Genomic DNA, 23652 nt, shown 5'->3' on the forward strand with positions numbered 1-23652 from the left:
AATCGCTCATGGGGGGGAAAGAGGGGTTCACCGCCGCGGCTGGCAGGGCGCGTCCAGCACTTCATAGCGCTGCTGCCTGCCGTCGTCCCGCTTGGGCAGTTGATAGTCGATCCGGCATTGCTGCTCCGGCGCCTCGCCCCAGGACACGCTCAATTCGCCACTGGGCTCCAGCCCCTTGGCCAGGATGCGGCCGCCCTGCCCCACCACACCGACGCTGTCGCCGGCACGGTTGCGCACCGTGGCGGCGAACGGCAGCGGCTTGTTGTCCGGCAAGCGGCTGTTGATCAGGGTGGCGCGCGCCATTTCGGTGTCGTAGGACAACATCACCACCGCGCCGGCGCGCGGCGCCAGGCCCTTGCTGCCCGTCTGTTTCAGTTCCACGTCCAAGGGCATGCCCTTGGGGTCGATATCTATGGTGTTGAGGTGATAAGGGGTCAGGCTGGGCACCACCGCGTAACCGCGGCCATCCACCCGCGCCTGACCGGAGCCCACCAGGGCGCCTTCGGCGTCCGGCACGCGCACCACCGCGATGGTCTCGCCCAGGCTGCGCGACAGGGTCAGCCCGCCGGGATGAGCCACCAGCGCGCCGGCGGCGCCAGCGGAATATTGGCGATAGCCCTGCCCGGCGCTGACGCTGGCGTTGAGCTGGGCGTACGGCAATCTATAGCCCAATTGCGCGCCGCCGCTGGCGCCTCCTTGCTCCGCATCGCTGGCGGAGACCGAGTAATTGACCTTGCCTTGTTCGTCCATCACGCCGGACACGGTGGCGGTGGCTTGCAAACCGCTGTTGGAATCGCGGGTGACGAAGCTGTTCAAGGTGGGCGTGCGCCGGCCCTCGCCCAAGGGCAGGCTCAGGTTGAGCAGATAGGTGGTGCGGCTGCCGTTGGCCGCGCTCAGCCCCTGGGTCAGGCTGCGCGTGCGCTGCACGGAAAGGCTGTAGCTGACGCCGCGCCAGCTATTGCCGTAGCCGGCGGAAAAATTGATTTCCTTGCTGGAGTCGCCCCAGAACTGCTGCATCGAGCCATTGGCGTACAGCGAGCCGCGGCCCCATTGCTGGCTGATGTTGGCATCAAAGCGGTGGCGTTGCCGCACCACGGAATCGAAGGGCTGTTGCTGCCGGAGCTGTTCCTTCACCGCGATGGCATCGGTCAGCGACAGAAAACCGGAGGTGGTGTAGCGGTAGGCCAGCAAGGAAAAGTTGGTGCCGGTGGCGTCCAGCCGCTTGCTGAACGACAGCCGCAGGCTATTGCCATGAAAGCGCCGTCCTTCCGGCTGCCGGCTCTGCGCGCGGGTCAGGTCGACGGCGAAAGCGCCCACCCGGGTATTGGCGGCCATGCCCAGCAAGGCCGACGCATAGTCGCTGGACGCGATCGCGCCGGTATAGGCGGTCCACAACCCATCCAGCCCGCGCTTGTAGATGGCTTGGACGAAGAAGGGGTCGTCGGCCACGCCCGGCTGTTTGAGCTGGCCGGCGATCAGGCTGTAGCGCTGCATATCTCTGCGCAGCAGCTGCGGCGTGGACGCATAGGGCACGACAAAGCTGCTTTCGGCGCCATCGGCCTCCACTACCTTGACCAGCAGATCGCCGCCATCGCTGTTGACTTGCAGATCGCGGATGGCGAAGGCGCCTGGCGCCACCGAAGTTTCGTAAATCAGGTAGCCGCGTTGCGACACGCTGACCTTGGCATTGCTTCTGGCGGTACCGTTGATCACCGGCGCGTAGTTGCGCTCGTTGTCCGGCAGCATGCGCGCGTCACTGCTCAGTTGCACGCCGCGGAAGGACAGACTGTCGAACAGCTCGCCGCTGCTGGAGGTTTCGCCCAACACCAGCTGCGAGCGCCAGGCCGGCACATCGGTCTGCAGATAGACCGAGCCGCTTTGATAACGGCCGGAGCGGCCGGACGACCAGGACAGCGAGCCGTTGTGGCGCAGCCGCCAGCGCCCCAGGTTGACGCCGCCATTCAGGCCGACATAAGCACTGCTATTGCGCGTGCCCCGGCTTTCGCTGCTGTATAGATTGGCGTTGTAATCGAGCATGGCGGCGCTGACGCCGCTCTCCCATTTCTCAGGACCGACGAAGCTGCTGCTGGTGGCGAAGTGGACGAACAGCGTTGGCACTTGCAAGGTCAGCTTCTGTTCCGCCATGTCCACGCTGACCTTAGCGCCCGGCACATATTGCGCCAGTTCGCCGCAAAACAGGCTGTCCGGCATCGGGTTGGGCTCGCCGCTGCCGCTCTGCCCGCGCGCGGCCTTGTCCATGTCCACGCCCATGCGCTCCAGTTGCTCGCGCTTGAAGCAAGGCTGCGCGCTGGCGCCGGGTTCGCGCTCCGCGAACACGATATCCTCCATGCCCTGCCAGCGGCCGTTGACGTTGATTTCCAGCCTATAGCTGCCGGCCTGAATCTGGCCTTCCCGTTCGAAGCGACTGAGATCAATGTCCTTCTGGCCCGCGCCAGTGAATAGATAGGACGCGTCGAACACCACATCGCGCGATGCCGCCCGAGGCGCAGCCGGCTGCTCGCCGCCGGCTGTGGCCGGCTCCGGCACTGCGGCCGGCGTCACGCCGTCGGCGTGGGCGGCGGCGCAGGCGCCGCTGAACAGGCCCGCCACCAATACCGCCAAAGGCCTGACCGCGGGCGCGCCCGTCCCGGCCTTGTCGCTTCCGCTCAAGCCACCCATATGCAGTCTCGCTTAATTGCTTCGATTCTTGATCCGGGGCCAGCCCCGGTGCGTGGAAAGTCACTGGCGAAAGCCTGACTATTGCAAGCGTGCCTCCGCGTCGATAATGCCGCCGAAGTCGTTCACCGCCTGAAAGCGGAGCAGAACACCGGGCTTGAAGGCCTGCGCCTGGCTCGGGATGGCGAAGCGCTCGGAGGAGAAAGGCTTGACCATGTCAACCGGCACTTCAATCGGCGTCAGGCTGGAGGCCTGCACATCGGCCTTGAACAGGGAAACGAAATAAGGCGTGGGGTTATGCGCTTCCAGATAATGCTTCCCGGCTTCTCTCACCACCGTCCAGCGCATTTTCCGCGGAGCCAGCGCCGGGTCGTCGCCCAAGGAGGAGGGTCGGAAAAACACTTTCAAGCGCGTGCGATAGGTGAACTGCAAGTAGTTTGCGCCGGCGGCCTTGGGCGGCACTTCCAGGAAATTGATCCAGAACACCGACTCCCGATCCGTGGCCAAGGGTTCGCCGCTATATAGCATGCGCACCACCTGGCGCTTGTCCGCATCCATGCGGAAAATCGGCGGCGACAGCGTGAACGGCACCGGGATATCGCTGGGCGCCACCGTGGCATCGCCCAGATCCAGCCAAGACTGCACCAAGACAGGGTCATTGCCCTTGTTTTCCAACTGGATGCTGACTTCCCGCTCTTGGGCGGGATAGATGATCCGCGTGCCGCGGATCACCAGCGCCGCCTCCGCGGTGCTTGCCCACATCAGGACCGCCACAGCATAAATAGCCGCCAGACCTGCATATTTGCGCGCCATCCATGCCATGGCCGCCCTCCTCAACTCAATTTCAGAACCTGGGGCTTAGCGGTAAGCCAGCACGTAGTCGATCTGGCTGAACACCGAGCCGCTGCCAGCATCCGTAGCGGGATTGATGCGCTCCAACTTGGCGGACAGCTCGACGGTGGCGGTACGCATTTTCGGATCCCCTGAAGTTGGCACATCCGGGGTGAAATTGGCTTCAGGTATATCCTCGCTATTGCCGGCACCCAGCGGAATCTTGACTGCGGAACTGCCCGTGCCCTTGTACAAGCCTATTTCCACGTTCGTGGCCGAACTGGGGCCGCTCAGCTTCAGACGGCCGGTGCCGCGATTCACGTTTAGGTTGTTCGGGTTGAAGGCGATTTGCACCCGATTGGCATTGCAGACATTGGACATGCCAGTAATCACCAGGCTGAACGGCACCGCGGCACTGCCGGTCGCCCCGATTTCCTCCGGCTTCAGGTTATTGAAATCCACTACCTTGTAGCCGTCTTCCTGACCGTCGATCAGGCAGGTGCTGCTGGCGACGCTGCCCTTGAACACGATTTCCCCGCGGTTGGCCGCAAACGCCTGGGATGCCAGGCCGACGCCCAAAGCCAATGCCACGCTAATAGTCAGCTTATTCATGTAACGCACTCCAAAATTTAATCCATCGAAATCCACAGCCGCGATCCTGAACGCCGAACCGCCACCGCTGGACACCCTATTAGGGGATACCCCGTTCCGGCGCGCCGCCTGCTTTCTGCTCGCCGGGAATTGGGCAGGCACATTATCTGCAGGCCCACGCGCCAGCTGAATGAGACGTTTCTCAAACCTTGCTGCAGTGCGGGAAAATGAGAAATTTCTTAATAGGTGAATATTTTCCTGTCCATCGCCACCGACTAGCTGACGAAATCCGGATAACGCTGGCGATGCCGTGGGCTTCCATGGGACCGCCATCCGGCGGCGGCTGAAGCATCTGTCATCCTGGGATGAAGTCTGCTACGCTGCCTGTCCGTTTCGACTTCTGCGTCCGCAGGATTTCACCATGCTCAAGTTTGACGTTCTGATCATAGGCAGCGGCCTGGCCGGCATGACCTTGGCGCTGCATCTGGCCGAAAGCCGCAAGGTGGGCTTGATCACCAAGCGCGATTTGCTGGAAGGCAGTTCCACTTACGCTCAAGGCGGCATCGCCGCGGTGCTGGACACCGAGGATTCGGTGGAAGAACACATCCGCGACACGCTGATCGCCGGCGCCGGGCTGTGCAATGAGGCCAGCACGCGTTTCATCGTCGAGCACTCCAAGGAGGCGATAGACTGGCTGATCGCCTTGGGCGTGCCCTTCACCAAGGATGAGACCCATCGCACCGGCTACCACCTGACGCGGGAAGGCGGGCACAGCCATCGCCGCATCATCCACGCGGCGGACGCCACCGGCGCGGCGGTGACCAGCACGCTGGGGCAGAAGATCAAGGCGCATCCCAATATCACCGAGCTGGAAGATCACATCGCCATCGATCTGATCACCTCGCGCAAGCTGGGGCTGCCGGGCAAGCGCGCCTACGGGGTCTACGCGCTGGACAAGCTGGCGGACCAGATCGTCACCATCGCCGCCAAACACACCATCCTGGCCTCGGGCGGCGCCGGCAAGGTCTATCTCTATACCACCAATCCTGACACCGCCACCGGCGACGGCATCGCCATGGGCTGGCGCGCCGGCTGCCGGGTGGCCAATATGGAATTCATGCAGTTCCACCCCACCTGCCTCTATCACCCGCACAGCAAGTCCTTCCTGATCACCGAGGCGGTGCGCGGCGAGGGCGGCATCCTGAAGCTGCCGGATGGCACCCGCTTCATGCCGGAACACGATCCGCGCGCCGAACTGGCGCCGCGCGACGTGGTGGCGCGCGCCATCGACTTCGAGATGAAGAAGCACGGCCTGGACTGCGTCTACCTGGACATTTCCTACAAGCCGGCCCATTTCATCCGCGAACACTTCCCCAATATCTACGCCCACTGCCTGGAGCTGGGGGTAGACATCACCCAGCAGCCCATTCCGGTGGTGCCGGCGGTGCATTTCACTTGCGGCGGCCTGGTCACCGACCTGAGCGGCCACACCGATGTCGACGCACTATATGCGGTGGGCGAAGTGGCCTGCACCGGCCTGCACGGCGCCAACCGCCTGGCCAGCAATTCCTTGCTGGAATGCCTGGTGATAGGCAAGGCGGCGGCGGAAGACATTCTGGCCGCGCCGGAAATCAAGCTGCCCAAGATCCCGGATTGGGACGACAGCCAGGTGACGGACCCGGACGAAGAAGTGGTGATTTCCCACAACTGGGACGAGCTGCGCCGGGCGATGTGGGACTATGTGGGCATCGTGCGCACCAATAAGCGGCTGATGCGCGCGCAGAACCGCATCCGCCTGCTGGCCGAGGAGATCAATGAGTATTACCGCCATTTCCATGTCAGCAACGATCTGATCGAGCTGCGCAACTTGGTGCAGACTTCGGAGTTGATCGTGCGTTCCGCGCTGCTGCGCAAGGAGAGCCGCGGCCTGCATTACAGCCGCGACTATCCGGAAAAACTGGAACTGGCGCAGGAAACCATCCTGACGCCGGAAGACACGCCAGTCGCCAAGCCGGACTGACGGTCCGGGCGGGCTACACCCCGCCCAGATAGTCCATCTTGCCCAGCGGCACGCCGTTGTGACGCAGGATGGCGTAGGCGGTGGTGATGTGAAAGTAGAAATTGGGTAGCACGAAGCCCAGCAGATAGCTCTGACCGCTGAAGCGGATCTCCTCGCCGCGCACTTTCAGCACCACCTCTCGTGTTTCGCTGCCATCGATCTGCGCGGCGGAGAAGCCCTGCACATAGGCCACGGTCTTGGCGATGCGTTGGCGCAGCTCGTCGAAGCTGGCCTCTTCGTCGGCGTAGCTCGGCACCTCAACGCCCGCCAGCCGCGCGACACAGCCCTTGGCGCTGTCGCTGGCGATCTGCACCTGGCGCGTCAGCGCGAACATATCCGGCGCCAAGCGGGCGTTCAGCAGCACTTCCGGCGCGATCTTGCGCGCGGCGGCGTCGGCGGCGGCCTTGTCCAGCAAGGCGGACAAATTGTTCAGGCCCCGGATCAGCACCGGGACGGAAGCTTGATACATGGAAACAGACATCGGCGGGCTCCTGTCGGATAAGGGAAAACGGCCGATCCGGCCAGGACGGCGGGGATGCGGCTCGCCGTTACAGCATAAGCGAAAGCGCCGCGGCCGTGGGCTCCCACAGTGGCGGCGCTTTCCTTCCATGTCTCCAACGACTCACGGACAAGGCACGTGAATGCTTTTCGAGCCCGCGTAAATATTCTTGCAAGTCGCCTTGGAACCTATGCCGTCCAGGGTAAAGTGCGGATCGCTCTTCTGATGGCAGCCCTTGGACACATTCAGCTTACATGCCGATTTATCGATCATTTCCTTCAAGGCATCGCTTTTATTGCTCAGGTATTCGGTGGCCTCGGCCTGGGTATAGGCTTTCACATCGCTGTTGGCGGGATCGTTCCAGCCTTTCTTGAACGTGATCCCCGCATTGGCGGCGCCCATTGTCAATACGGCCAGCAGGCCTGCCAGCCAACACATCGCGCTAGTTTTGCTCATCATCAGCTCCTACCCGGGTGTATGAATGCTTGGCGCGGACGCGCAGCGCCACGGTCGGGTCCGGGCAAGCGGCATGCTCCCGCCCAAACCTTATGACAAACAATAGTAAGGGATAGGCCGGTAGTTCACCTGACCAACAAGACTGTTGTCATAACTTTGCGAGTGTGAGCCCTTAGAACCTGTTTACGATCTCGCGAGCTAAGGCGAGACAAGGCGAAAATGGCTGAGAAAGCGGAATGTACAAGCGGTACATGAGCATTTCGAAGACGTTTTCAACGCCGTATCGCCGACGCACAGCAGATCGTAAACAGGTTCTTAGAGCCTGTTCAAAGTCTCGCGAGCAAGAGCGAGACAAGGCGAAAACGGCCAAGAAAGCGGAATGTACTCGTGGTACATGAGCACTGAGCTTGGTTTCAACGCCCATTTCTATCCATCCCGCCGACGCGCAGCAGATCGTAAACAAGTTCTTACTCAGGCTTGGCCAATGGCAGGGTGAACCAGAACGCGCAACCGCCGGCCACGGTGCTATTGGCGCCGAATTCGCCGCGGTGGAATTCGACGATGGAACGGCAGATATTCAGGCCTATGCCCATGCCGTCCGGCTTGGTGGAATAGAACGGGGTGAACAGATTGCTCTTCATCGCCTCGGACAGACCGGGGCCATTGTCCACCACTTCCACTCGCCAGAACGCGGACCCAATGGAAGTGCGCACCTTGACCCGCGGCCGCTTGGTTTGCGCTTCCTGCATCGCCTCGATCGCGTTTTTCATCAGATTGAGCAGCACTTGTTCGATCAGCACCGGGTCCATGTCCAGCAGACAGCGGCCAAGGTCCTGCTCCACTTGCAGCTTGACGCCGGCCTTGGTGGCCAGGCCCTCCGCCAGGCCGACCGCGCGCAGCACCACCGGCCCCGGCTCCACCCGCTCCAGCTGCGGCTCGTGTTTCTTGACGAAGGCGCGAATGCTGCTGACGATCTGGGCGGCGCGCTTGGCCTGCTCGGCAATGGCCTGGATCGCCTCGCGCACGCCGGCCGGCAATTCCAGCGCCGCCGGCAAGCGACGGCTGACGCCGGCGGCATAGGTGTTGATCGCGGTCAGCGGCTGGTTCAGCTCATGCGCCAGCGTGGAGGCCATTTCGCCCATGGCGATCAGGCGCGAGGTGTTTTGCAAACGCTCCTGCTGCGCCAGTTCCCGTCCTTCGCGCGCCTTGTCCTCGCTGATGTCGGCCAGGATGGCCAGCCAGGCGGATTCGCCGTTCACCCAGTCGATGCGGCGACGGTGGGCCTGGAACCAGCTGGTGCCGCCGTCGGTGGTGAACTCCAAACCGTATTCGTCCTGCTCCGGTTGCTCCTGCAAGCCGGGCAGCAGCACGCAGCAAGGGCCGTCCGGTTCCAGCGTCAGCCACAGCCGGGCAAACGCCGGATTGGCGTACAACAACAGTCCGCCGCTCTCTTCCATCACGCAGACGCCGGCCACCAGACCGTTGAGCACGGTGAGGAAGCGCTGGTGCGAGGCATTGAGCGCCAGCCGCTGCCGCTTGCGCTCGGTGATGTCGAACAAGGACGCGATCCAGCCGCGCTGGCTGCCGTCCGCCTCCACCAAGGGCGTGGCGTAAAGCCTCACCTCGATGAATTCGCCATCCTTGCGCGCGAAACGCAGCTCGAAGCCCTGCTCCGGCTGGCGGTTATCGCGCACCGCAGCGATGGCCGCGGTCATGGTGGCGTGGTCGTCGGCCGGCCAGAACGCGTGCGGCGGCGCCTGGCCCACCAGTTCCTCGGCGCTGAAGCCCAACATGTCGCAGAAGGCGCGGTTGACGCGCACGATGCGCCCTTCGTCTTCCAGCGCCACCAGACCGCTCTTCATGCAGTCTTCTATCGCCTGGCGCAGCGACACTTCCTTGGCCAGCGCCTGCTCGGCGTGGGCGCGCTCGCGCACATGGCGGCGGATGCGCCAGGCCGCGTACAACAGCGCGCTGACCAGCAATACGATCAGCCCGGACAGCACCGGCAGGGTCAGGCCCAGACCGGCGCGGTAGCTGACCGCGTGCAGATAGAGGCCGTAACCGGGCGGGTCGAAACTGGTCTGGTGCGAGACGGTGCCCGGGCGCTCCGCCGGGTCGAACTTGCTGGCCAGGATCTTGCCGCTCAGGTCCTGGATGCTGATGGAGTTCTTGGAGGCGATCCACCACGGCACCTGGTTGAACAGCAGCAGGTCCAGTTGGTAGCTGAGCCGCAGCCCGCCCAGCGGCTTGCCGTCGTGGACGATGGGCACGGCCAGGTCGAAACGGTATTTGCCGTCCCCGCCCTGGTAGGGCTCGCCGTAGCTGGGACGCAGCAGACGGTTGGCGCGCCACAGCGCGTCGAACTCCTCGCCGCGCAACACCCTGCCGTCGCGGCGGGTGCCGTGCTGATCGCGCAACACCCGGCCGTCCAGGTCCACTTGCTCTATGGTCAGCAGTTCCGGGTTTTCACGCAGGTAGAAGGAGGCCTGGCGCGCGAAGCGCAGGCTGTCGATGGCGCCGCCCTCGATCTCCCGGCTCAGCGTGTCGCCCCACTCCTGCTGCCCTTCCAGATGCATGCGCAGCGACTGCTCCAGCCACAGCACTTCCTGGATCAGATTATCCTGCTGCTCGTCGCGCCAATCGCGGTAGACCAGGTAGAACAGGCTGCCCAGCGCCAAAACCAGCGCCAGCAGCAGCGAGGCCGCGCTGAGCCAGAGCATGCGGGGAGAGCGGCGTTGCGCCATATTTTTTATTTGCATGACATACTAGGGAAAATCCTAATGCTGAAGTCCCTAATGGCTGAAGGACCGGGGAACTTCTACTTTACACCGAACACAGAGACTGTCCACAAGGACAGCATATAAAGGAAAGTAGCCTCAGCTTTACCCTTAAAAATACAAAAGCATAATATTAAGCATGGGCAGCCTTTCCTAAATCCGCACCATGCATTCACATTGGAGATGAGAATGAAACTGAAGTTTGCCGCCGTGGCCGTTTGCGCCGCGTTCGCATTGTCCGCCACCGCCAACGCCGCCGGCGAGATCGTCATCAAGTTCAGCCATGTGGTTTCCCCGGACACCCCCAAGGGCAAGGCCGCGGAATACTTCAAGAAACTGGCGGAGCAACGCACCAAGGGCAAGGTCAAGGTGCAAGTGTATCCCAACAGCCAGTTGTACAAGGACAAGGAAGAACTGGAAGCGCTGCAGTTGGGCGCGGTGCAGATGCTGGCGCCCAGCCTGGCCAAGTTCGGCCCGCTGGGGGTGAAGGAGTTCGAGGTCTTCGACTTGCCTTATCTGTTCGACAACTACGATCAGGTCAACAAGGTGATGCACGGCCCCATCGGCAAGCAATTGCTGGGCAAGCTGGAGAGCAAGGGCATCAAGGGCCTGGCCTATTGGGACAACGGCTTCAAGAATTTCTCCGCCAACAAACCCATCCGCACCCCGGCCGACCTCAAGGGCATGAAGATCCGCATCCAGTCGTCCAAGGTGCTGGAAGAGGAAATGCGCACCCTGGGCGCGCTGCCGCAGGTAATGGCCTTCTCCGAGGTATACCAGGCGCTGCAGACCGGCGTGGTGGACGGCACCGAGCTGGAAGCGTCCAATCTGTACACCAGCAAGGCCTATGAGGTGCAGAAACAGCTGACGCTGACCCAGCATGGCTTCCTCGGCTACGCCGTCATCGTCAACAAGAAGTTCTGGGACGGCCTGCCGGCCGATGTCCGTACCCAGCTGGACAGCGCGATCCGCGATGCGTCCATCTACGCCAACGACATCGCCAAGAAGGAAAACGAACGCGCGCTGGCCGGCATCAAGGCCGCCGGCAAGACCCAGATCTATACACCCACTCCGCAGGAGCGCAGCGCCTTCAAGAAAGCGCTGGCGCCGGTCCATGCCAAGATGGCCGGCCGCATCGGTCAGGATCTGCTAAACCAGATTTATAAAGAGACCGGTTTCAACCCGGCCAAATAAGACCATGCGAGTCCAAGAGCATGCCAGGCGGCATGCTCTTGTTCCATGCGGAGACAGCCATGTTCAAATTCCTCGATCACCTTGAGGAGTGGATGATCGCCTGCCTGATGGGGGCCGCCACCCTCATCACCTTTGCCGCGGTATTGCACCGCTACGGCTCGGGCATCGCCACTCTGCAGCCGCTGCTGGCCCACATCAATATGTCCTGGGCGCAGGAGCTGACCATTTACCTCTTTGTCTGGATGGCCAAGTTTGGCGCCGCCTACGGCGTGCGCACCGGCATCCATGTCGGCGTCGATGTGCTGATCAACCGGCTCAGCGACAAGCGCCGCGCCCGCTTCATCGTGTTCGGCCTGCTGGCCGGCGCACTGTTCACCGGCACCGTCGCCGTCATGGGCGCCGATTTCGTCTGGGACATCGCCCACACCGATCAAACTTCCCCCGATCTGGAAGCGCCGATGTGGCTGGTCTACCTGGCCATTCCCTGTGGCTCTTCGCTGATGTGCTTCCGCTTCCTGCAAGTGGCCTGGAACTTCGTCAAGACCGGCTCGCTGCCCAAGCATGACCATGGCCATGTGGATGGCCTGGAAGGCGATGAGCAACTGGACAATATGCACCCCCATGATCTGCACCACGGAGGCCGGCCATGAGCGCCTTGATCATTTTTGGCCTGCTGATGCTGCTGATGCTGACCGGCATGCCGATTTCCATTTCCCTGGGCCTGACGGTGCTGACCTTCCTGTTCACCATGACGGAAGTGCCGATCACCTCGGTGGCGCTGAAGCTGTTCACCGGCATCGAGAAGTTCGAGATCATGGCCATCCCCTTCTTCATCCTGGCCGGCAACTTCCTGATGCACGGCGGGGTGGCCAAGCGCATGATACGCTTCGCCACCACCCTGGTCGGCCATTGGTACGGCGGGCTGGGCCTGGCCGGCGTGGTCTCCTGCGCGCTGTTCGCCGCCATCACCGGCTCCTCGGTGGCCACCGTGGTGGCGGTGGGCTCCATCATCCTGCCGGCCATGGTCAAGCAGGGCTATCCGCAGCGCTTCGGCGCCGGGGTGATCACCACTTCCGGCGCGCTGGGCATCCTGTTCCCGCCATCGATCAACCTGGTGATGTACAGCATCGCCACCGCCGGCATGGATGTCACCGGTCCCAACGGCATGAGCGTCAGCACCGCATCGGTGGGCCAGCTGTTCATGGCCGGCGTGCTGCCCGGCCTGTGCCTGTCCCTGCTGCTGGGCCTGACCACCTGGTTCCGCGCCAAGAAATTCGATTACCCGCGGCTGCCACGCGCCAGTTGGGGCGAGCGCTGGCAGGCCTTCCGCGACAGCGTCTGGGGCTTGCTGCTGATCGCGCTGGTGATAGGCGGCATCTACAGCGGCATCTTCACGCCCACCGAGGCGGCGGCGATGGCGGCGGTGTACGCCTTCGTGATCGCGGTCTTCGTCTACAAGGACATGGGGCTGAAGGACGTGCCCAAGGTGTTGCTGAACGCGGCGTCGATGAGCTCCATGCTGCTCTACATCATCACCAACGCGGTGCTGTTCTCCTTCCTGCTGGCTTCCGAGCAGATTCCGCAGGCGATGGCGGCGTGGATGACCAGCCAGGGCCTGGGCATCGTCGCCTTCCTGCTGCTGACCAATATCCTGCTGCTGGCCGCCGGCAACTTCATGGACCCGTCGGCCATCGTGCTGATCATGGCGCCCATCCTCTATCCGGTGGCGGTGAAACTGGGCGTCAATCCCATCCATTTCGGCATTCTGATCGCGGTTAACATGGAAGTGGGCATGTGCCATCCGCCGGTGGGATTGAACCTTTACGTCGCCTCAGGCATCACCAAGATGGGCATCACCGAACTGACGGTGGCGGTGTGGCCGTGGCTGCTGACCATGCTGGGTTTCCTGGTGGCCGTCACCTATGTGCCGGAAATCTCGCTGTGGCTGCCGCGCGCGCTGGGCATGGTGAATTAGCATCCGCCTGACAAGCATGAAAACGCGGTGGCATTCGCCATCGCGTTTTTTGTCAGACAAGGCGATAGCCCGCTCCGCCGTTAAGCCCGTATAATGTGTAGTTACTCCCTTACACCAACCAACCACCTAAAGATCAACCTCAGGAGTCCCAGAGAATGGACGAGCAATTGCGCCAGAGCGCACTGGAATACCACCAGTACCCCAACCCGGGCAAAATCCAGGTTGCCCCGACCAAGCCTCTCACCACCCAGCGCGACCTCGCCCTGGCCTACTCCCCCGGGGTGGCCGCCGCCTGCGACGCCATCGTGGAAGATCCGCTGAACGCCTATAAATACACCGCGCGCGGCAATCTGGTGGCGGTGATTTCCAACGGCACCGCTGTGCTGGGCCTGGGCAATATCGGCGCGCTGGCCGGCAAGCCGGTGATGGAAGGCAAGGGCGTGCTGTTCAAGAAGTTCGCCGGCATCGATGTGTTCGACATCGAGGTCAACGAGCTGGACCCGGACAAGCTGGTGGACATCATCTGTTCGCTGGAACCCACCTTTGGCGGCATCAATCTGGAAGACATCAAGGCGCCGGAGTGCTTCTACATCGAGAAGAAGTGCCGCGAACGCATGAACATCCCGGTGTTCCATGACGACCAGCACGGCACCGCCATCGTGGCCGCAGCCGCGGTGCTCAACGGCCTGCGTCTGGTGGAGAAGGACATCGCTCAAGTGCGCGTGGTGGCTTCCGGCGCCGGCGCCGCCGCCATCGCCTGCCTGGACCTGCTGGTGGCGCTGGGCGTGAAGCGCGAGAACATCACCGTCTGCGACTCCAAGGGCGTGATCTACGAAGGCCGCGACGAGAAACTGGACGACTCCAAGAAGCGCTACGCGATCAAGGACAACGGTCAACGCAAGCTGGCCGACGCCATGGCCGGCGCCGACATCTTCATGGGCCTGTCCGGTCCCAAGCTGGTGTCCCAGGACATGGTCAAATCCATGGCCCGCGCGCCGCTGATCCTGGCCATGGCCAACCCGGAGCCGGAAATCCTGCCGCCGCTGGTGAAGGAAGTCCGCCCGGACGCCATCATCGGCACCGGCCGTTCGGACTACCCGAACCAAGTGAACAACGTGCTGTGCTTCCCCTTCATCTTCCGCGGCGCGCTGGACGTGGGCGCCACCACCATCAATGAAGAGATGAAGCTGGCCACCGTGCGCGCGATCGCCGATCTGGCGCTGGCCGAACAGAACGATGTGGTGGCCACCGCCTACGGCGACCAGGAACTGTCCTTCGGCCCGGAATACGTGATTCCGAAACCGTTCGACCCGCGTCTGATCGTCAAGATCGCGCCCGCCGTGGCCAAGGCCGCGATGGATTCCGGCGTCGCCACCCGTCCGATCCAGGACTTCGACGCCTACGCCGATCAACTGGCCCAGTTCGTGTACAAGACCAATCTGTTCATGAAGCCGGTGTTCGCCCAGGCCAAGAAAGACCAGAAGCGCGTGGTGCTGACCGAGGGCGAGGACGAGCGCGTGCTGCACGCCACTCAGGAAATCGTCACCCAAGGCCTGGCCAAGCCCATCCTGATCGGCCGCCCCAGCGTCATCGACATGCGCATCCAGAAGCTGGGCCTGAAGCTGGTGGCCGGCAAGGACTTCGAGATCGTCAACAACGAATCCGATCCGCGCTTCGCCGAGTACTGGAAAGAGTACTACCAGCTGACCAAGCGCAAGGGCGTGTCGCAGGAGCAGGCTCGCCGCCGCGTGATCGGCAACACCACGCTGATCGGCGCAATGATGGTGCGCCGCGGCGACGCGGACGCGATGATCTGCGGCACCTACGGGCCGTACCGCCAGCACTTCGACATCGTCGAAACCGTGCTCGGCTACAACAACCCGGAGCAAGTGGCCGGCGCGATGAACGCGCTGATCCTGCCCACCGGCAATATCTTCATCGCCGACACCTACGTCAACGCCGACCCGAGCGCCGAGCAACTGGCCAGCATCACCCGCATGGCCAGCGAATCGATCAAGCGCTTCGGCATTGCGCCCAAGGCCGCGCTGCTGTCCAACTCCAGCTTCGGCACGCTGAACAGCGCCTCGGCGCAGAAGATGCGCGCCGCCTTCGACCAGATCCGCTCGGCGCAGCCGGACCTGGAAATCGACGGTGAAATGCAGGGCGACGCCGCGCTGGTGGAAAGCATCCGCAACCAGGCCATGCCGGACAGCACGCTGAAGGGCTCGGCCAATCTGTTGATCATGCCGAACGTGGAAGCCGCCAACATCAGCTACAACCTGTTGCGCGTTTCCGCCTCCGACGGCGTGACCATCGGCCCCATCCTGATGGGCATGAGCAAGCCGGCTCACATCCTGACCCCGATCGCTTCGGTGCGCCGCATCGTCAACATGGTGGCGCTGGCCGCCGTGGATGCGCAAAACAGCAAGTAAGCGTTTGCCTGGGATTTAAGGCATATACTGAACGGGCAAGCACAGCTTGCCCGTTTTTTCTTGGCCAAGGGAGCCGCTCATGAGCAACGAATTCAACCCCAACGACCCCTTCTCCCTGTTCCGCCAGTTCTGGCAAAATGCCACTCCGCCCGGCATGCAGCCTTTCCTGCCGCCGATGAGCGAAGAGGAAATCGATCGCAAGCTAGCGGAATTGCGCGTGGTGGAAAGCTGGCTGACCATGAATATGGGCATGCTGGGCATGCAGATCAAAACCCTGGAAATGCAGAAATCGGCACTGCATTCGATGCGGCCGAAAGACCCTCCGCACGCCTGATTCCCAAGCCTGCGGATTGGAGTTTGCCGGTGAGGCAAACAACGCTACACTCTAGCGTCCGGCTGCGGACCTCCATGACCAAGAGTGTGCAAGCGCAGCCCCTCCATGCCTGTGGACTGCGCCTCTCGCGCCTATCCTAATAGACAACAACAACGACTTCACCCTGCGGACGCCATGCGTTTTTCTAACGATTTCTCCTCGCAGCCGGCCGCTTCCGGCCTGCCGCCCATTCCTGTCTGGCTCTTGCTGCTGATCGCCGCCGCCTGGCTCTTGCCCGGCCTAGTCGGCCATGAACCGTGGAAACCCGACGAAGCCTATACCTTCGGCTTGGTGCGCCATATCGCGCTGACCGGCGATTGGGTGGTGCCGACGCTGGCCGGCGAGCCCTTCATGGAAAAGCCGCCGCTGTTCTTCATCAGCGCCGCCTTCGCCATGCGCTGCCTCAGCGGCTGGCTCAGCGCGCCGGACGCCGCGCGCCTGGCCGCCGGAGGCTGGCTGGCGCTGACGCTAGGCGGCATCGCCACCGCCGCCGGCGCGCTGTACGGCCGCCGCGCCGCGGCCTGGGGCGCCATCTTGCTGCTGGGCTGTCTGGGCCTGTCCATGCGCGCCCACCAGATGATCACCGACACCGCGCTGCTCGCCGGCATGGCCTGGGGCCTGGCCGGCATGGTGCTGCTGCGCCGGCGCGCGGTGCTCGGCGGAGTGCTGCTGGGGCTGGGCGGCGCGGTATCCTTCTTGAGCAAGGGCCTGCTCGGCCCCGGCTGCCTGGGCCTGAGCGCCTTGTTGCTGCCGCTGCATCCGGACTACCGCAACCGCGGCTACCTGAAGGGACTGCTGATCGCCGCGCTGGTGGGCTTGCCGCTGCCCGCACTGTGGGTGCTCAAGCTGTACCAGCGCGACCCGGCGCTGTTCCAGCTATGGTTCCAGGTCAATAACTTCGGCCGCTTCAACGGCAGCGCCCACCTGGGCCCCAAAGCGCCCAAGCTGTTCTACGCCCGCACCCTGCCGTGGTACGGCATTCCGGTGCTGCCGCTGGCGCTATGGGGCTTGTGGCGCGGCCGCCGGCAATGGACCCGCGCCTGGCCGGCGGCGCCGGCTCTGTGCTGGCTGGTGACGCTGGGCGTGCTCTCCCTCGCCGGCGACGCCCGCGAACTGTACGCAATGCCGCTATTGCTCCCCCTGGCGCTGCTGGCCGTCACCGGTCTGCAGGCCGGCGGCCATGGCCGCGCCTGGAGCACGCTGTCACTGCTGCCCTTGCTGCTGAGCCTGGCGCTGAGCGCGCTGCTGCTGGCCGTGGCCTGGGTGTTGTCCACCGGCGAACCCACGCAATGGGCCAAGGTGATCCTGCATCGCAAATTCACCGATTGGCAGCCAAGCTGGCATCCATGGACCTGGCTGGCCTATGGCCTGATCGCCGGCGGCGTGATCTGGCTATGGCGGCGGCTGCCGGCCAATACCGCTCCCGGCTTCGCCTGGCGCTGGAGCCTGACCATCGTGCTGCTGTGGGGCGGACTGGCCACGCTGTGGCTGCCGGCGCTGGACCACGGCATGCGCTACCGCGAGACCTTCGCGCCGCTGCGCCCGGTATTCGCCGACATCCGCGCGCAAGGCGGCTGCGTCGCCAGCATGGGCTTGGGCGAACCGCAGCGCGCGCTGCTGGATTATTACGCCGATTACCACACGCTGCGGCTGGAAAGCAGCCCGCAAGCCGGCCAATGCCAGTGGCTGCTGGTGCAAACCCTGCATGACCAACTACCGGCCTTTGCCGCCACGCTGACACCGTTGCGGAGTTTTCAGCGCCCGGGCGATGTCAAGGAACGCTTCCGCCTCTACCGGCTGGAACAGCCGCTGGAACGCTTGCAGACCTCGGCAAATAATTCCAATTGACTTGATTTCACACGAAATAGTCACACTTAGTCACAATTTGCCCAACATTCATTAACAATTGGCGACCCGGCATCACGTAGCCTTAACCCTTTTTTGTTTGAGGTTATGGTATGTCGGCGCTGAACGCGGTGGATTTATTCTGGTCCTTGGCCAGCGGGCGCTTTTCCCGCAAAGACGGCTTCGACGAAGGGAAGAATCGCTGCAAATTCGCGCTGCGCGGCTTGCTGACGCTGCCGTGGACACTGCGCTGGCTGGACACTTGGCGCCAACAGCCCGCGCTGCGGCAACATCTGCAGGCCAACCCGCGGCTGGCCTGCAAGCTGCATCGGCCCTATCTCTACCGCTCGCTGAGCCAGGGCGGCAAGCTCGCCGCGCTCCGCGCCCATTACCAGGCGCTGGCGGAGCGGATCTCGCCGGCCGCCTATCGCAGCCTGCTCGATGACGCCGGGCTGACACTGGCCGAGCTCAATGGCAAGAACGATGCCGAGATCAAGGCGCGGCTGACCCACCAGCACAGCTTCGACAAGGAGGGTGAGCTGTCGCTGCAAATCTGCAATGCCGACGACGTCGCCATCGCCACGCTGACCTTCACCATCGCCCGGCGCCACGACGACATCGCCATCATCATTGGCGGCCTGCAAGGCCCGCGCAAACCCCATGGCGCCGACGCTGTGCATCAACTGACCAAGCAAAGCCACGGCTTGTTTCCCAAGCGCCTGGCGGTGGAAGCCTTGATCGCCCTGGCGCAGGAAATCGGCGCGAAGCAAGTGCTGGCCGTCAGCAAATGGCAGCACATCTATAGCTCCTGGCGCTATCGCCGTCACTTCTTTGCCGACTACGACAGCTTCTGGGACACCTTCGACGCCCAAGCCACCGCTTGCAAACGCTTCTTCAGCCTGCCGCTGCAGCTGCCGCGCAAACCGCTGAGCGAGATCGCCAGCAAGAAGCGTTCGGAATACCAACGCCGCTACGCGCTGCTGGATGAACTGGCGTTACAGAGCCGCCACGCGCTCACGCGCCAGGCCGCCGCAGGCTGAACGCCGGTTCGGCGCGGCTGAAATCATCGCCGCCCAGCTTGCCCACCAAGGCCAGCGCATCGGAATGCAGCCGGCCGTCGCGCCAGGCCTCATCCGCCACATGCACGTGACGCACTTCGCCCAGCACCAGATTGCCGGCCCCGGCGCCCTGGCCCAAGGCCAGGCACTGACTGAGCACGCACTCGAAACGCAGCGGCGCCAGCTCCACGCCGGGCGCCTTCACCTGGCGGCTGCGCGCCTTGCCGACGCCGGCGAGATCGAACTCGTCCACCTCCGCCGCATACGGACCGCAGCTGACGTTCATCGCTTCCGCCAGCCGTTCCGACACCACATTGACCACGAATTCGCCGGTGGCGCGGATATTGGCCAGCGTGTCCTTTTCGCCGCCGGCGGCCGGCGTCAGAATGCTCAAGGCCAACACCGGCGGGCTGACGCTGGCGACGGTGAAGAAGGAAAATGGCGCCAGATTGGCCACGCCGTGCAAATCCTGGGTACTGACCCAGGCGATGGGGCGCGGCTGCACGCTGCCCACCAGTAAGGGATACACCGACTCCGCCGGCAAGGCGCTGATATCGCAATCCATTTTCTTTCCTCCTTGATGCCATCATTCTAATGCTGCACAGCAGCAAAATACCAGCCCGCAATGCAGTACCCGACGATGGTGTCACGGCGGCTCGGCGGGTAAAATGGCGCGATGAACTCACCTCGTTTTATCCATCTGCGCCTTCATTCGGAATTCTCCATCACCGACGGCATCGTGCGCCTGGATGACGCCATCAAGCGCGCCATACAGGACAAGATGCCGGCGGTGGGCATGTCCGATCTGATGAACATCTTCGGCATGGTCAAGTTCTACAAGGGCTGCCGGGACAAGGGCATCAAGCCCATCGTTTCCTGCGACATCTGGCTGGAAAACGAGGATGACCGCGACAAGCCCTATCGCATGATGCTGACGGTGAAGAACCGCCAAGGCTATGGACGCTTGTGCGAACTGCTGGCCGATGCCTACACCCACAACCAGTACCGCGGCCGCGCCGAAATCAAGCGCGCCTGGCTGGAAAACGGCGACAACAGCGGCCTGATCTGCCTGTCCGGCGCCCATCTGGGCGATGTCGGCCAGGCGCTACTGCAAGGGCAGCGCGATGAGGCGCGCAGGCGAGCCGAATACTGGGAGCGCTGCTTCCCCGACAGCTTCTACCTGGAGCTGCAACGCCTGGACAATCCGCAAGTGGAGCACGCCCTGCAGGCCTCGCTGTGGCTGGCCGGCGAAACCAGCCTGCCGGTGGTGGCCACTCATCCCATCCAGTTCATGGACCCGGACGATTTCAAGGCCCATGAAGCTCGAGTCTGCATCGCCGAAGGCTTCACCCTGGGCGACAAGCGCCGGCCGCGCAGTTTCGAGGAGAACCAATACTTCCTGTCCACCGAGCAAATGCTGGAGCGCTTCGCCGACATTCCCGAAGCGCTGGAAAACTCGGTGGAAATCGCCCGCCGCTGTAATATCAGCGTGCAGCTGGGCAAGAACTATCTGCCGCAATTCCCCACCCCGGATGGCATGACGCTGGACGACTACCTGATCCACCTGTCCGAGCAAGGCCTGGAGGAGAGGCTGGAGAAGCTCTACCCGGACCCGGAAGTCCGCGCACAAGAGCGCCCTCGCTACGACGAGCGCCTGAAGATCGAGTGCGACACCATCGTCCAGATGGGCTTCCCTGGCTACTTCCTGATCGTGGCCGACTTCATCAACTGGGCCAAGAACAACGGCTGCCCGGTGGGCCCCGGCCGCGGCTCCGGCGCCGGCTCGCTGGTGGCTTACAGCATAGGCATCACCGACATCGACCCGCTGGCCTATGCGCTGCTGTTCGAGCGCTTCCTCAACCCCGAGCGGGTATCGATGCCCGACTTCGACATCGACTTCTGCCAGGACAATCGTTACCGCGTGATCGAATACGTGCGCCAGAAATACGGCGCCGAGGCGGTATCGCAGATCGCCACCTTCGGCACCATGGCGGCCAAGGCGGTGGTGCGCGACGTCGGCCGGGTGCTGGACCTGCCCTATATGTTCTGCGACGGCGTCTCCAAGCTGATTCCGGCCGCGCCCGGCAAGCAGTACTCGCTGGACGACGCGGTGGAAATGGAACCGGTGCTGCGCGAGCGGCTGGAAAACGAGGAAGAACTGCGCGAGCTGTGGGAACTGGCCAAGAAGCTGGAAGGCCTGACCCGCAACATCGGCATGCACGCCGGCGGCGTGTTGATCGCGCCGGGCAAGATCACCGACTTCTGCCCGATGTATCAAGCCAGCGCCGACGGCGCGGTGCCGGTGTCGATGCTGGACAAGGACGATGTGGAAAAAGTCGGCCTGGTGAAGTTCGACTTCCTGGGCCTGCGCAACCTGACCATTATCGAACTGGCGGTGCGCTACATCAAAGACCTGGACCCCGCCTTCGACACCGACCTGAATCTGCTCGAGTTCACCGATCAAGCCGCCTACAAGGTGCTGCAGCAAGCCAATACCACCGCGGTGTTCCAGCTTGAATCGGACGGCATGAAACGGCTGCTGGAAAAACTGAAGCCCGACCGTTTCGAAGACATCATCGCTGTGCTGGCCCTGTACCGTCCGGGCCCGCTCGGCTCCGGCATGGTGGACGACTTCATCCTGCGCAAGGCCGGCAAGCAAGAGGTCGACTACTACCACCCAGACCTGCAGGCCTGCCTGGACCCGACCTACGGCGTGATCGTCTACCAGGAACAGGTGATGCAGATCTCGCAGATCATAGGCGGCTACACTCTGGGCGGCGCCGACATGCTGCGCCGCGCGATGGGTAAGAAAAAGCCGGAGGAAATGGCCGAGCACCGCGGCAAGATCGCCCAGGGCGCGGCGACCAAGGGCTACGATCCCAAGTTGGCCGAGATGCTGTTCGACCTGATGGCCAAGTTCGCCGAGTACGGCTTCAACAAATCGCACACCGCCGCTTACGCGGTGGTGTCCTACCAGACCGCATGGCTCAAGGCTCATCACACCGCGGCCTTCATGGCGGCCACCATGTCCTCGGAATTGGACAACACCGACCAGCTCAAGGTGTTCTACGACGACAGCGTGGACAGCAAGAACAAGCTGATCTTCCTGCCCCCAGACGTCAACCAGAGCTACTACCGCTTCGTGCCCGTGGACCGCAAGCACATTCGCTACGCGCTGGGCGCGATCAAGGGCACCGGCGAGGCCGCTGTCGATCACATCGTCGCGGTGCGCGCCGAATCCGGCCCGTTCAAGGACCTGTTCGATTTCTGCCGCCGCACCGACAAGAAAATCGTCAACAAACGCGTGATCGAAGCGCTGATCCGCGCCGGCGCTTTCGACAGCATCGAGCCGAACCGGGCCAAACTGTTCGGCAATGTCGGCCTGGCGATGGACGCCGCCGAACAGGAACACGCCAATGCCAACCAGGGCGGCCTGTTCGACATGTTCGGCGACGACGTCGCCCCCAGCGTGGAAATGGTGGAGATCAAGCCCTGGAACGATGCGGTCAAGCTGGCGGAAGAAAAGCTGGCCATCGGTTTCTACCTGTCCGGCCACCCTTTCGCCGCCTACGCCAAGGAAATCCGCGGTTTCATCAAAACGCCGCTATCGCGGCTCAGCCCGCGCAAGGAGCCGCAGCTGTTGGCCGGCTTCGTCACCGGCATCCGCGTCAAGGTGGGCAACCGCGGCAAGATGGCCTTCGTGCAACTGGACGACGGCAGCACCAAACTGGAAGTCAGCCTGTTCGCGGAAAGCTTCGAAGCCAACCGCAGCCGGCTGAAGGACGACGTGGTGCTGGTGATAGAAGGCAAGGTCAGCGAAGACAACTTCTCCGGCGGCCTGCGCATCATCGCCGACAAGGTCTACGAGCTGGGCGAGGCGCGCAGCCGCTACGCGCGCAGCTTGTCGCTGCAATTGGCCGGCAAGGTCGATGTCAGCAAGCTCAAGGCCCAGTTGCACCCGTTCCGTAGCGAGGATGCCGGCTGCCCGGTACGCATCCACTACAATAACGGCGCCGCCAGCGGCGACCTGATGCTGCCGCCGCCCTGGGGCGTGCGGCTGGACGACGGCCTGCTGCTGTCCTTGCAGGATTGGCTGGGCTCAGACAAGGTTAAGGTCATGTGGTAAGCCGCCCGAGCCGTTCAATAGCCGCGCGCCCGCGCGGCTTTTTTACGCCCGCGCTTTGCAAGCGCCGGACATTGCAGTAGGCTTGCCCGCTCCACAGCACTCATGGACAAGGATGTTTTCACGATGACGGCACGCCCGGCGCAACTCCCGGACCTCGCCCCGGTCTTCCAGATCGAGCAGGCAGTATTCGGCCAGCACATCTACCCCGACTTCTTCTTCCGTCAGGCCCACGATCTGTGGCCAGACCTGTTCTTGGTCGCGCCAGGCGCGCAAGACGGCGAATTGGGCGGCTACATCATTGGCGCGCCGGGCAGCGGGCAAGGCGAGTTCTGGATCATGTCTCTGGCGGTACACCTACATTGCCGCGGCCAGGGCACCGGCAAGCAATTGCTGCAGACGCTGCTGCAAGCGCTACGGGCGCGCCAAGCCAGCCATGCGAAACTGACCGTGCATCCCGACAACCCCGCGGTTCGGCTGTACCAGCAACTGGGCTTCACCATCATCGAGCATCAGCCGCACTACTTCGGCGAGGACGAACCACGTTTGCTCATGCGCGTGGATTTCTAAGAACCTGTTCAAAGTCTACGTTGCTTCAACCGTTTTCGCCTTGTCTCGCTCTTGCTCGCGGGAGCGTAAACAGACTCTAAACTTCACGATCAAGCGCCGCTCGCGGCGCTTTTTTATTGCCGGCATGTCCAATGCCCGAACGCAACAAAGCCTCCCCGAGGGGAGGCTTCCGTGTCGCGTTTCCACCGCGCCA

General features: G+C 63.2%; 17 protein-coding genes. 10 read left to right on the forward strand and 7 right to left on the reverse strand.

Annotated elements, in window-relative coordinates; genetic code table 11:
- Positions 1 to 27 precede the first annotated feature (27 nt).
- The 3 genes from ACE3QM_RS12080 to ACE3QM_RS12090 form a co-directional block, all read right to left on the reverse strand.
- Positions 28 to 2679, reverse strand: a complete 2652-nt coding sequence (locus ACE3QM_RS12080) for a fimbria/pilus outer membrane usher protein (RefSeq protein WP_231464693.1) — start codon at positions 2677 to 2679, stop codon at positions 28 to 30.
- Positions 2680 to 2757: 78 nt separating this feature from the next.
- The gene (locus ACE3QM_RS12085; protein WP_231464691.1) at positions 2758 to 3438 is read right to left on the reverse strand and encodes a fimbria/pilus periplasmic chaperone; all 681 of its coding nucleotides are present in this window, start codon (positions 3436 to 3438) and stop codon (positions 2758 to 2760) included.
- 96 nt (positions 3439 to 3534) lie between these two features.
- On the reverse strand, positions 3535 to 4119 hold the full coding sequence (locus ACE3QM_RS12090) for a fimbrial protein (protein ID WP_231464688.1): 585 nt from the start codon (positions 4117 to 4119) through the stop codon (positions 3535 to 3537).
- A 400-nt stretch (positions 4120 to 4519) separates the two neighbouring features.
- Between ACE3QM_RS12090 and nadB the strand changes: the two genes are divergently transcribed.
- A complete protein-coding gene (nadB, locus tag ACE3QM_RS12095; RefSeq protein WP_048408242.1) occupies positions 4520 to 6118 on the forward strand; it encodes an L-aspartate oxidase in 1599 nt (532 codons plus the stop codon).
- Between the two features lie 13 nt (positions 6119 to 6131).
- On the opposite strand, the gene ACE3QM_RS12100 is transcribed toward nadB, so the two are convergent.
- The 3 genes from ACE3QM_RS12100 to ACE3QM_RS12110 all read right to left on the reverse strand — a co-directional run bounded on the left by ACE3QM_RS12100 (position 6132) and on the right by ACE3QM_RS12110 (position 9856).
- Complete coding sequence (locus ACE3QM_RS12100) at positions 6132 to 6638, reverse strand: DUF1993 family protein (RefSeq protein ID WP_231464683.1); 507 nt, start codon at positions 6636 to 6638, stop codon at positions 6132 to 6134.
- 141 nt (positions 6639 to 6779) lie between these two features.
- Positions 6780 to 7112 (reverse strand): hypothetical protein, encoded by a 333-nt coding sequence (locus ACE3QM_RS12105; RefSeq protein ID WP_374422165.1) that lies wholly within the window; start codon positions 7110 to 7112, stop codon positions 6780 to 6782.
- A 467-nt stretch (positions 7113 to 7579) separates the two neighbouring features.
- On the reverse strand, positions 7580 to 9856 hold the full coding sequence (locus tag ACE3QM_RS12110) for a PAS domain S-box protein (RefSeq protein ID WP_374422167.1): 2277 nt from the start codon (positions 9854 to 9856) through the stop codon (positions 7580 to 7582).
- Between the two features lie 222 nt (positions 9857 to 10078).
- On the opposite strand from ACE3QM_RS12110, the gene ACE3QM_RS12115 reads away from it, so the two are divergent.
- The 7 genes from ACE3QM_RS12115 (at position 10079) to ACE3QM_RS12145 (ending at position 18748) form a co-directional block, all read left to right on the forward strand.
- Positions 10079 to 11083: a TRAP transporter substrate-binding protein gene (locus tag ACE3QM_RS12115; RefSeq protein WP_374422169.1), complete on the forward strand. Its 1005-nt coding sequence runs from the start codon at positions 10079 to 10081 to the stop codon at positions 11081 to 11083.
- A gap of 59 nt (positions 11084 to 11142) precedes the next feature.
- Positions 11143 to 11733 (forward strand): TRAP transporter small permease, encoded by a 591-nt coding sequence (locus ACE3QM_RS12120; protein WP_048408247.1) that lies wholly within the window; start codon positions 11143 to 11145, stop codon positions 11731 to 11733.
- Entirely contained in the window at positions 11730 to 13058 is a 1329-nt protein-coding gene (locus ACE3QM_RS12125) for a TRAP transporter large permease (RefSeq protein WP_048408248.1), read from the forward strand. The genes ACE3QM_RS12120 and ACE3QM_RS12125 overlap by 4 nt, the downstream gene beginning before the upstream one ends.
- A 155-nt stretch (positions 13059 to 13213) precedes the next feature.
- Complete coding sequence (locus ACE3QM_RS12130; RefSeq protein ID WP_048408249.1) at positions 13214 to 15490, forward strand: NADP-dependent malic enzyme; 2277 nt, start codon at positions 13214 to 13216, stop codon at positions 15488 to 15490.
- Between the two features lie 79 nt (positions 15491 to 15569).
- A complete protein-coding gene (locus tag ACE3QM_RS12135; RefSeq protein ID WP_048408250.1) occupies positions 15570 to 15824 on the forward strand; it encodes a PhaM family polyhydroxyalkanoate granule multifunctional regulatory protein in 255 nt (84 codons plus the stop codon).
- Positions 15825 to 15998: 174 nt separating this feature from the next.
- On the forward strand, positions 15999 to 17711 hold the full coding sequence (locus ACE3QM_RS12140; RefSeq protein WP_374422173.1) for an ArnT family glycosyltransferase: 1713 nt from the start codon (positions 15999 to 16001) through the stop codon (positions 17709 to 17711).
- A gap of 110 nt (positions 17712 to 17821) precedes the next feature.
- Positions 17822 to 18748: a VirK/YbjX family protein gene (locus ACE3QM_RS12145; RefSeq protein ID WP_374422175.1), complete on the forward strand. Its 927-nt coding sequence runs from the start codon at positions 17822 to 17824 to the stop codon at positions 18746 to 18748.
- Here ACE3QM_RS12145 and ACE3QM_RS12150 read toward each other — a convergent pair.
- The gene (locus tag ACE3QM_RS12150) at positions 18723 to 19331 is read right to left on the reverse strand and encodes a flavin reductase family protein (RefSeq protein WP_048408253.1); all 609 of its coding nucleotides are present in this window, start codon (positions 19329 to 19331) and stop codon (positions 18723 to 18725) included. The two genes, ACE3QM_RS12145 and ACE3QM_RS12150, sit on opposite strands and share 26 nt — an antisense overlap.
- Before the next feature lie 111 nt (positions 19332 to 19442).
- Here ACE3QM_RS12150 and dnaE point away from each other — a divergent pair, with 111 nt between their 5' ends.
- Together dnaE and ACE3QM_RS12160 are read left to right on the forward strand one after the other, a co-directional pair.
- Complete coding sequence (gene dnaE / locus ACE3QM_RS12155) at positions 19443 to 22892, forward strand: DNA polymerase III subunit alpha (protein ID WP_048408254.1); 3450 nt, start codon at positions 19443 to 19445, stop codon at positions 22890 to 22892.
- 123 nt (positions 22893 to 23015) lie between these two features.
- On the forward strand, positions 23016 to 23459 hold the full coding sequence (locus ACE3QM_RS12160) for an N-acetyltransferase (RefSeq protein ID WP_048408263.1): 444 nt from the start codon (positions 23016 to 23018) through the stop codon (positions 23457 to 23459).
- Positions 23460 to 23652 lie beyond the last annotated feature (193 nt).

The sequence above is a fragment of the Chromobacterium sp. genome (assembly GCF_041912965.1).
Classification (GTDB): domain Bacteria; phylum Pseudomonadota; class Gammaproteobacteria; order Burkholderiales; family Chromobacteriaceae; genus Chromobacterium; species Chromobacterium aquaticum.